Source organism: Pseudosporangium ferrugineum, from assembly GCF_003002065.1.
Taxonomy (GTDB): Bacteria; Actinomycetota; Actinomycetes; order Mycobacteriales; family Micromonosporaceae; genus Actinoplanes; species Actinoplanes ferrugineus_A.
Genome location: NZ_PVZG01000052.1, coordinates 1 through 9,477, shown reverse-complemented (window position 1 = coordinate 9,477; position 9,477 = coordinate 1). Strand labels below are relative to the sequence as shown.

Sequence of the window (9,477 nt, the reverse complement as noted above, 5' to 3'; positions counted from 1 at the left end):
GCCATCCGCAACGCCGCGATCGGCGCGTTACGCGCCGCCGGGATCACCAACATCGCCGCCGGAACCCGCCATCACGCCCGCGACAGCACCCGCCCACTGACACTCCTCGGCATCACCTGACGACTTTGCCGGGGCCCTGGTGAACACCCAGTCGCCTTGTTCCCAGATCTGGGCGGCTACCTCGCGCTCTCTCGCCTGGGCTTCGCGATGTGCCCGAAGGGCGTCCACCAGCGGCGTTGGGATGCCAACCGCACGGCGGCCGGCACGGGACTTCACATCCACCTCTTTAAGTCCGCCACTGTGGCGTTGCGGGCACTTGCTTGCATGCCGCTCGCAACTGGGCGAGCAGGGCGGCGGGCACGCCCGTTGATGCCGATGGCAGTCCGGCGGGCACGGTTCGGTCTTGTGTAGCCGCGCCCCACAGTCGTGGGGATTGTCGCATCCGTGCTGCCACCGGTACCGCTGAAGTTGCTTCGGCGTCCGTAGCAGCCCCTTATCGAGGTCGATGCGTCGCCACTTGAGCCCGAGCGCTTCTCCCTTGCGCAGACCGAGGGCAAGCGCCAGCGCGAATCGCACGCCGTTGCGTTGGGTGGCGGCGACCGCCAACAGCCGTTGGGCTTCCTCGACGGTGAACGGCTCGATCTCCTGCTCGTTCAACCGGGGCGCCTTGGCGAGCTGGGCGACGTTACGGACGAGATGCCCGCGCCGGACGGCGACGTTGAGCGCTGTCTTGATCGTCCGGTGCGTCTGGTGAGCCGTTCCGGGCGCGCTGCCGGTGCGGATCATCTTGGCGTACAGCCGTTCCAGGTGCTCGGGCTCAAGCTTCTCCAACCGGTGCGCACCGATGCCGGGGATCAGATGCTTGTTCACCGCTGCGCGGTAGCCGACCATCGTGGTCTCGCGGACGGAAGGAGCGGCGATGGTCTCCAACCAGTGCGTGAGCCACGTCGCAACCGTCCACTTCTGGCCGACCTTGCGAACGGTGCCCGTGTCGCGCTCGCGCTCCAGGTCGCGGACCTTCCGGGTCACCACGGCCTCGGTCTTCCCGCGAACGTGGCGACGGTCGGGCCGGCCGTCGTCGCGCGTGCCGACGGTGACCCGGCCGTGCCAGTAGCCGTCCGCGCCTTTGTAGATGCTCGACGCGCCGTTTGGCCTGCGTCCCATGGCGTCCTCCTACGCGGCCTGGTCGTCGGACTGCGTCTGGCGCAGCTTGGTCACGTATTCCGTGAGGCACTCGACCGGGATGCGGCGCAGCCGGCCGATGGTCACGGATTCGATGTCGCCGTTCATGACGAGCGAGTACATGAGGGTCCGGCCGATTCCGAGGCGTCGTGCGGCCTGCTCGATCGTGAGGACCAGTCGAACGGGTGCGGTGGGGACCTCCGCGGCGTCGCCGCGCGGATCGGTTGCCATCGTGTGGACCTTTCGGGAGGGATGACGGGACAGGCCAGGGCGATGGCCGGAGGGGTGGGCCGCGTGGGTGGCTCCGCGGAATCCGCGTTATCCGCGGAATGGCGTCGGGAGCGGTGATCCGCGGATTCTGCGGATTGCGCGGCGCGATCATGAGGCCCGTCCGGCGGTGATCGGCTGGACGGTGCCGGAGGGCCGGAGGACGTCGGGGTGGACGAGCCAGGCTGGCGAGGACGCGCGGCCGGCGCCGCGCCGTTCGGGTGCCGCGACGGGCTGGAGGTAGGCGTGGCCGGTGAGCAGGTTGAGTACCGGGTCCAGGTCGGCGGCCTTGCGGAACCGGCCGCGGGACAGGGCGGTGAACAGGTCGCGCTTGGTGAACCGCTCGGTACCGGTGCGTTCGATCCAGGCCAGGACGTGCCGGGCGTCGTCGACGACCGGATCGGCGCCCATGTCGTCGAACGCGGTGGCGGCGTGCTCGGCGTAGTAGGCGCCGATCGTGGCGGCCCGGTCGAGGGTCGCGGCGCCGATGGACTCTGGGGTGGTGTCATGGTCGGCGAGGTGGAACAGGCCGGCGATGCGGGCGACGGCTCCGGCGTACTTGCTGCCCCAGTCGACGATGTGCGCCCACGCGCCCGACGGCGCCAGGCGCGGCTCGACCTCCCGTTCGATCTCCAACATGCGCTCGTTGGCCGCCGGTGTGAGCGGCAGCAGGATGGGTTCGCGGCGGTCGGCCAGGTCCAGGACGAGGGCGCGGAGCCGGTTGGCATAGGTGTCGGCGACGGTATCCGGGATGGGGTCGGCGCCGATGCGTCGCCGGCCGACGGTGTTCTCCGGGACGGCGAACAGGATGCGCGCGAGCAGGCCCTTGCCGCGGAAGCCAGGCATTGCGGCGATGTCGCGCAGCACTTCCGGTTGCACAGCCAGGCCGAGGGTGAGAGCGGGGCGGTCGACGTGCTCAGCGGGGCGAGAGCGCCGATCGACGCGGAGCATGTCGCCGGCGTGGCCCTTGAGGAAGACCTCCAGGTTCGGGGTGCCGGAGTAGCGGCCGGCGAGGGTGGCGAAGATGCCGCCCTCCGGGGACAGGACGGCCAGGCGTCCGCCCTGTTCGGCGAGCAGGGACGCGGCCTGCTCGCTGGTGATGTCGTCGGCGACCAGCCGGGGCAGGGGCGGGACGGTGATGGCTTCGGCGGTCATCGCGGCCGCGGTGGCGTCGGCGAGCAGCCGGTCACGGCTGGCGGTGGCGTTCGCGGCGGCGTTGGCGGCGCGGTCGGCGGCCTTGGCGGCGACCCGCTGCGCCAGCTCGGCCTCGACGATGACCGGCTTGGTCCGCTCGACCAGGGCGGCCTCGGCGGCGAGTAGCGGGCGGATCATCGCGGCGAACACGGCGGACTTGCGGGAGCCGGGCGGCAGGATGACGACGGTGAACAGGTTCGCCGGTTCGTGCCAGGAGCCGCGGATCTGGATCTCGGCGCGGCCGGTTGCGGCGGTGGACAGCGCGGCCAGCGCGATGCAGCCGGCCAGGTCGGTCGGGGTCTGGGTGAACTCGGCGACGGCGGCGACCATGTCGGCGAGCCAGGCCGGGAGGGCGTCGACCGGGAACGGGCGCGGCCGGTGCCGGGCGGTCAGCGGGATGGGCGCGGGCCAGGCGGGTGTCGGGGCGGCGTCGAGCAGGGCGCGGCCGGTGGTGACGACGTCGGTGGTGTCGGCGCCGCAGCCGGCGAGCTGGGTGAGGCGCGCGCCGAGGGCGGCGACGTCACGGCGGCGGGCGTGGTCGGCGACGATGCGGGCGTAGTGGGTGGCGTTCGCGGTGCTGGGTACGGCGTTGATCAGGGTGTGCAGGTACGGGGCGCCGCCCACGCGGCCGAGGTCGCCGGTCTCGGCCAGGTGCGCCGTGACGGTGATCGGGTCGCCGCTGGTGCCGGCGGCGTGCAGGTCGACGAGAGTGCGCCACAGGGCCGCGTGTGCAGGGCGGTGGAAGTCGTCGGGTTGCACGATGCCGGCGAGGTCGGCGACCAGATGCGGGGCGAGCAGGGCGGCGCCGATGACGGCGCGCTCGGCGGCCTCGTCGTGGGGTGGCGTGCGGGTCACGGTGTCTGCTTTCAGCGGGTGCCGTCGCGGTGGATGCGGGCGATGAGGTGGTAGAGGTGGCGTCCGCGGCGGATGCGGATGCCGGTGCCGTCGCAGCGGCGGCAGGCGCGGGCGTGCAGGCCGCGACGGGTGCCGGTGCGGCCGAGGCCGTGGCAGTGGCGGCAGGTGCCGAACGGTGAGGCGGCGCAGACGGCGGTGTAGCCGAGCGTGACGGCGGCGGCGAGCGGGCAGAGCAGGCCGGCGAGTGCGGCGAGGGAGTCCACAACGTCCTCCATGAGGCGTTTCCGGGGGTGGTCGGCGGATGCGGCTAGAGGGCTAGCGCGCAGGTCACGGCTGGAGATGCGGGCTAGCGGTGCCGCTAGACCTAGCGGTGGGCGGGGCTAGGTCTAGCGGCCGGCTAGCGCTATGCGGCGCGGCGCCGCTCGTTACGTGCCGTCACGGCCGCGGCGATGTCGTCGCGGTGGATGCCCTTGCGGTTGGCCTTCTCGCCGGTGGCGGGGTCGGTGCCCCAGACCTGCCGGCCGACCGGGATGCCGTACGGCTTGAGGGCGGCGGCGACCTGCTCGGGCTTCCATCCCCCGTAGACGTCCGGTCGCAGCTCGGCGAGGCGCGCGGCGACGGTCTCGGACCACGCCTTCGGTTCGGTGGCCGGGACGACGGTGAGGATGTCGTCAAGCAGGGAGCCGGCCGGGCCGTCGGCGCCTGCGGCGTGCTCCCCGGCGGCGTGGCCGGTGATGGTGCCGGCCGCCTCGCGCAGGGCGCGTGCCCGGCGGATGACGGTGTCGATGTCGGCGAGCGGGGTGCGGTTGGTCCGCACGGTGACGGCTTCCTCGACCGATCCGGAGTCGTCGGCGCCGAGCAGGATGCCGACGCCCTTGTGGGCGCGCTGGAAGCGCGACGAGTCCTGGCCGGCGGTGTAGGAGCCGGCGCCCAGGACGGCCTCGGACGACTGCCACGTCATCGTCTTGAGCGCGAACCGCGTACCGATGTTGTCGCGCAGGTCGGTCGGGACGGCCTTGCCGTCGGGCTTCTGCGTCGCCAGGCTGATCATGATGCCGACGGACGGGCCGACCTTGCACAGCTCGGTCAGCAGCGCCACGATCTCGTCGCCGTAGACCGCATGGCCGCTGTAGCGCTGGAACTCGTCGATCGAGACCAGCACCGGCAACAGCTTGAGCGAGCGCCGCTGGGCGATGGCCCGGGTGACCTTGGACTCGGGGCAGATGTCGGCCGGCAGGGTGGCGATCGTGTCGTAGCGCCGGTTCATGTCGGCAACCAGCGCCCGCAGATCCTCGACCAGACCCAGGACCACCTCGTCGCGGACGCCGAAGCCGATCCGGTGCGCGATCGGCTCGAAGGCGCGCCAGTCCTGGCCGCCCTTGCCGTCGTAGATGTGCAGCTCGACGAGCGGGTCGAGGGCGCAGGCCAGCGCGGGTAGCCGGGCGGCGAACGTCTTGCCCATCCGCGGAATGGCGCCGATCAGCAGCGAGGTGAACATCAGCAGCAGGCGGACGGGACGGCCGCGCTGGTCCTCGCCGAACGGGAACGGCTCGAAGACGTCCACTGTGCCCTTGGCGATCAACGGCCACAGCCCGGACGGCTTGGCGTACGGGTCTTCGTCGGCGACCCATAGCGCGAGCCGCCGTGCCGATCCTGCGCTGCCGCGCACGCGCTCGGGCCAGACCTGGACCTCGTCCAGGTCGAGGCCGGCGGCCAGGTCGGTGCGCTTCTTGATCGCGGTGTCGGCCTTGGTGCCGTACGGCAGGTCGATGACCGCGCGCCAGCCCGGTCCGTCGCGCATGATCGGCATGGGGAACGTGAGCGGGTTGTCCGGCTTGCACAGGCCGGCGGCGAGGAACGCGCGCATCAGCACGTCTGCGGTGAGCTTGCGGACGCGCGGCTTGACGGCGGCCACGTCGAGCAGCGGCTTGTCCGGCGACGACCCGATCAGCCCGAGTGCGCCGACCAGGGCGGCGAGCGTGGCGTACCAGGCCCATCGCGGCGTCGCGACGAGCAGGATGAAGACGGCGGCCGTGCCGAACGTCAGCGTGGCGAGCAGGACGAGGGTCCGCAGCCGGACGCGGCCGTCGCGCTGCCGGGACAGGCGCAGGTACTCCTGAGCGTCCTCGCGCCGGACCGCGGCCAGCCGTACCGGCAGACCCTCGGCGTCGGATACCCACCGGGCCGTACCGCCGACGGTGCGGACCGCGCCACGCGGCGCCCGCAGCGCGAGCCGCCCGGCGTACAGCGGGAGGCGGATGAGGTGGTAGGCGCCCACGTGGGTGTAGTGGCCGACGACCCAGCGTGCCAGGGTGGCGGCCTCGGCCTTGGATCGCAGCCAGGCCGGCACGATCGGCTGGCGGGTGGCCGCCGCAGCCGCCCAGGTGGCCGCGGCAGCCGGGGTGTCGTCGGGCGGGTCGACCGGGATCGGGTCATCGCCGAGGTCATCGCGTTCGTCGTCGATGTCGGCGGTCCAGCCGTCGGGCTGCCGCTGCCGGCGTGCGTCGTTGAGGTCGACGACGCGGTGGAGGTCCGCCTCGGCGCTGGTCCAGTCGAAGCGGTCGGGGGTTGCCATGATGGGTGTTCCTCCGGGAGGTCTGATGGCCGATCGGGTGGGGCCGGGGCGCGGCCGGTGGTTTGCGAGGCCGGATGGCCGCGCCCCGGGCAGCGCTATCTGTCGCCGTCGTCGATCGGGTCGCCGTTGGCGTCGCAGTCGGTGACGACGAGGTCCGGGTAGGCGCCGCGGTCGAACGCCACGACGAAGTCCGCCACGGCAAGCGGAAGGTCGACCTCGGCGTCCGGACCGTCGAGCGGGTGAACGGTCGCCTGGTCGCTGCCGACCGCCGCGCCGCGGGTGCCGGCCACGACGGCGGTCAGGTAGAGAGAGACCGGGCAGGCTCCGGCGTCATGGCGCAGGCCGCGCCACCCGCCGGCTTCTAGGGTGTCGGCGACGCCGTCCGCGGTGCTGCCAAGGGAGCGCAGGGCGGTGGTGACGCGCCGCCGGGTGCTGTCGCTCATGGGATGGCTCCGTTCAGGTGGTCGCGGCGGACAGGTGCCGGCGGACGGTGCGGTCGGTGACGCCGAGTCGGCCGGCGATCTCACGGGTGGACATGTCGGGGTGGCGGGCGCGCATCCGGGCGACGGCCGTGGCGGTGCTGCGCCGCGATGTCCTGGTTCGCTTCCGGGCCGGCGGTTCGGGTGCGTCCGCCGTCGTGTCCGGGGAGGTGTCCGCGGTGCTGTCCGGCGCGGTGTCCGCTGCGGTGACTGGTTCGCCGGACTGTGCGGTGATCCGGCCGGTCAGCTCGACCAGGCAGACCGACGCGACCACGACCAGGCCGTCCACGGACAGCGGGATGAGGTACGGCGCGGCGCCGGTCTCGCCGTACCGGGCGGCGACGCCGGCCATGTGCCAGTAGGACACCCACGCGGCGATGCCGGCGATAGACGCCGTCGCCGCCAGCCGTACGGCCGCGAGAGTGCGGTGATGGACCGGAATTCGTGAGATCAGTTCGACGGTCAGCAGCAGCGCCAGCGGCGGCCACGCCGCGATGGCCTGACTGATCGGGTTCGGCTGGGCGTGCAGGACGTTGGCCGCGACGGAGGTGGCGACGCCCAGGACCAGGGCGCCGCGCACTCCCCACCGGACTCGGATGAGCTGGGCGTCGGTCACTTGCCGCCGCCCAGCGAGCGGCCGATCGAGGTCAGGCCGTCCCGGACGCCGTCGATCAGCGCTCGGGCTGGGTCGGCCAGCACGCCGTCGCTGCCGGCGATGGTCAGGCCGAGCATCAGCGCGCACAGCGCGGTGAAGACGATCCGGCCGCGGGTCTTGTGGTCAGTGCCGAGCATGACCAGCGTCGCGATCAGGATCAGGGAGAAGATGCCGAGGCTCATGGCAGGCTCCAGGTCGGTTCGGGCGGTGCCGCCGGGTCGCGGCGGGGCAGGATCGCGGCGTACGGCATCAGGCCACCTCGTCGATGGAGCGCAGGTACCGGTCGATCAGCGCGGTCAGCTCCCGCAGCACGCGGTTCTGCGCGCGGCGCAGCCGGCGCCAGTCGAGCTGCGTCGGGGCGGGCTCGGCGGTCAGGAAGCGGATCTCCGCGTCGACCAGCGCGATCTCGGCTTCGAGGAGGCGCTGCTCGCGTTCGATCGCGGCCAGATGCGCCGGGGTGGGCTCGTCGGGAAGCGGGTTGCGGAACACAGGAAGTCCTTCCGGAGGAATGCCGGCCGCAGACGAATACAACGTGGCGTTGTGTCCGCTTGAGGCGGACAGTACAACTCGGCGTTGTATTCGAGCAAGCGAGTGATCGCCGACCGGGCGGCCAGATGTCAGCGGGTGTGGGTGCGGAGGACGAGGTCGCGGGATCGCGTACCCTCGCCCGTGATGGCCGAGACGACCAGGGAACTGCCAGAGGACTGGTGGACGACCGAGGACGTTCTGGCGTTCCTACGCACGGTGGGAGCGCCGATCAGTCGCGTCACCTGGGCGGCCTACGTGTCGCGCGGCCAGGCGCCGGCCGCGGACCGGATGTTCGGCCGTTCGCCGGCGTGGCGGCCGGCGGCGATCCGGCAGTGGCAGGCGGGCCGGCCGCGTCGCGGGTCAGTGGAGACCAGGCAGGACATCGATTCGTCACCTCCTTCGTAGGCGCTGCTTGCTGGTGACTACAAGTCAACCGGGAAAGCCGCGCGCTGCCGATGAGGAAACAACCATGTTCGACGCAGTCCCGGTGCATTCACGGTGAACGTGGTTGGCCAAGGAACGCCTCCATGCGTCCTTCACGACCCGGCTCGGCAGGATCGAGGGGAACCTCGGTGCGCTGTCCGTTACCAAAATCGGATAGACGCAGCAAACAGAACAGACGGCGCGATGGAGTTGAAACAGGGCGATGGGCGAGTTCGTCGCGAAGAGGCACTGGAACGCCGGACTGCGCTCATGATCTCTGTCGTCCGGATACGCTCGTATCCATACTGTCGGGGCAATTCGCCCGAGGCGACCAAACCGTCAAGCGGGGGGAGCGAGCGGCATGGGCGTCCTGGAGAAGGTTGCAGCCTCTTATCATCGTGAACAGCAAGCGCTGCTAGCGCTACTGAATCTGAGCATTCCTGCAACCCATCCTGCAACCGAGTCGGCCGACATCAAAGGCGTGACGACTCAAGGTGACAGCGGGAACGACGACCTCGCGGTGCGCGTGATGAACGCGATCGAGGACTCGAAGTGGGATTTCCGTACCCCCGAAGGGTTGGCCGAGGAACTTGAAGTCGCCGAGGATGAGGTGAGGGCTGCACTGGAGCGACTCGGGGATCGGGTGCGTCGGCCGATCGGGGCCACGGAGGAGTACCGCGACTGGTATCGCTCGTCGGCCAAACCTCGCACGCGCAAGGAGCGCTGGTGGCTCTTCCGGGCTCTCGCAGGCCACACCAGCCCCGGCGTTTGAGTTGTCGTACTGGTGGGCGTTCGCCCTGGGCGCAGTGGGCGGCTCCATTGCGGAAATCGCCAGCGTCTCGGCACACCGGACGAGAAACAAGAAAAAGTGGCCGAAGTACATGAGGCGTCGCCGGTACTGGGTGCTGGGTCTTGGCTGGATCCTGATCGGCGGCGTCATCCCGGCGGCTCACGCCTTGGACGGCAGCGTTCTCTCCGCTTGGGCCTGCATCAACCTAGGGCTTACCGCCCCGCTGGTTATCCATACAGCGATGCGCGCCCTCCCCGCCGGGAAGCCAGGGACGGTCGACAGCCAAGGAAGCCGAGGCGCGGCGGTGCAAAAGGCCACCGCCAAGGGCAGGGCCGGCAGTAAGGCGAAGGTCCGCAACTGAACCATTTGCCCGCGCGGCTGCCCTACCTCCGATGCGAGTCGGAGTCCCCTGTCCACGCCAAGAATCTGACTAGCCTCGATGATTCGCAGGTGATGGCTGCTGGTTCGGCCGGACCGCTTTGATCGATCGGTGTTGATGGGTGTGGCGGTCCGGGCATGGTGGTGGGCC

At 71.2% G+C, this 9,477-nt stretch carries 11 protein-coding genes; 2 read left to right on the top strand and 9 right to left on the bottom strand.

Annotation, left to right across the window (positions count from 1 at the left end; all coding sequences use genetic code 11):
* Positions 1-27 precede the first annotated feature (27 nt).
* The 9 genes from CLV70_RS38250 to CLV70_RS38210 form a co-directional block, all read right to left on the bottom strand.
* Positions 28-1,164: a site-specific integrase gene (locus CLV70_RS38250; RefSeq protein ID WP_106131509.1), complete on the bottom strand. Its 1,137-nt coding sequence runs from the start codon at positions 1,162-1,164 to the stop codon at positions 28-30.
* 9 nt (positions 1,165-1,173) lie between these two features.
* Positions 1,174-1,413, bottom strand: a complete 240-nt coding sequence (locus CLV70_RS38245) for a helix-turn-helix domain-containing protein (protein ID WP_106131508.1) — start codon at positions 1,411-1,413, stop codon at positions 1,174-1,176.
* A gap of 147 nt (positions 1,414-1,560) precedes the next feature.
* Complete coding sequence (locus CLV70_RS38240) at positions 1,561-3,498, bottom strand: DUF3987 domain-containing protein (protein WP_106131507.1); 1,938 nt, start codon at positions 3,496-3,498, stop codon at positions 1,561-1,563.
* A gap of 11 nt (positions 3,499-3,509) precedes the next feature.
* A complete protein-coding gene (locus CLV70_RS38235; RefSeq protein WP_106131506.1) occupies positions 3,510-3,773 on the bottom strand; it encodes a hypothetical protein in 264 nt (87 codons plus the stop codon).
* Between the two features lie 128 nt (positions 3,774-3,901).
* Complete coding sequence (locus CLV70_RS38230; RefSeq protein ID WP_106131505.1) at positions 3,902-6,073, bottom strand: FtsK/SpoIIIE domain-containing protein; 2,172 nt, start codon at positions 6,071-6,073, stop codon at positions 3,902-3,904.
* 95 nt (positions 6,074-6,168) lie between these two features.
* Complete coding sequence (locus CLV70_RS38225) at positions 6,169-6,516, bottom strand: hypothetical protein (protein WP_106131504.1); 348 nt, start codon at positions 6,514-6,516, stop codon at positions 6,169-6,171.
* Positions 6,517-6,529: 13 nt separating this feature from the next.
* Positions 6,530-7,168, bottom strand: coding sequence for a DUF2637 domain-containing protein (locus CLV70_RS42200; protein WP_106131503.1), 639 nt, complete (start codon positions 7,166-7,168; stop codon positions 6,530-6,532).
* On the bottom strand, positions 7,165-7,389 hold the full coding sequence (locus CLV70_RS38215) for a hypothetical protein (RefSeq protein ID WP_106131502.1): 225 nt from the start codon (positions 7,387-7,389) through the stop codon (positions 7,165-7,167). The genes CLV70_RS42200 and CLV70_RS38215 overlap by 4 nt, the downstream gene beginning before the upstream one ends.
* Positions 7,390-7,456: 67 nt before the next feature.
* Positions 7,457-7,696 carry a DUF6284 family protein gene (locus CLV70_RS38210; RefSeq protein ID WP_106131501.1) on the bottom strand — a complete coding sequence of 80 codons (240 nt, stop codon included), beginning with the start codon at positions 7,694-7,696 and terminating at the stop codon, positions 7,457-7,459.
* A gap of 183 nt (positions 7,697-7,879) precedes the next feature.
* On the opposite strand from CLV70_RS38210, the gene CLV70_RS38205 reads away from it, so the two are divergent.
* Together CLV70_RS38205 and CLV70_RS38200 are read left to right on the top strand one after the other, a co-directional pair.
* Positions 7,880-8,140: a helix-turn-helix transcriptional regulator gene (locus CLV70_RS38205; RefSeq protein ID WP_146164346.1), complete on the top strand. Its 261-nt coding sequence runs from the start codon at positions 7,880-7,882 to the stop codon at positions 8,138-8,140.
* A gap of 379 nt (positions 8,141-8,519) precedes the next feature.
* Entirely contained in the window at positions 8,520-8,930 is a 411-nt protein-coding gene (locus tag CLV70_RS38200) for a hypothetical protein (RefSeq protein WP_146164345.1), read from the top strand.
* Positions 8,931-9,477 lie beyond the last annotated feature (547 nt).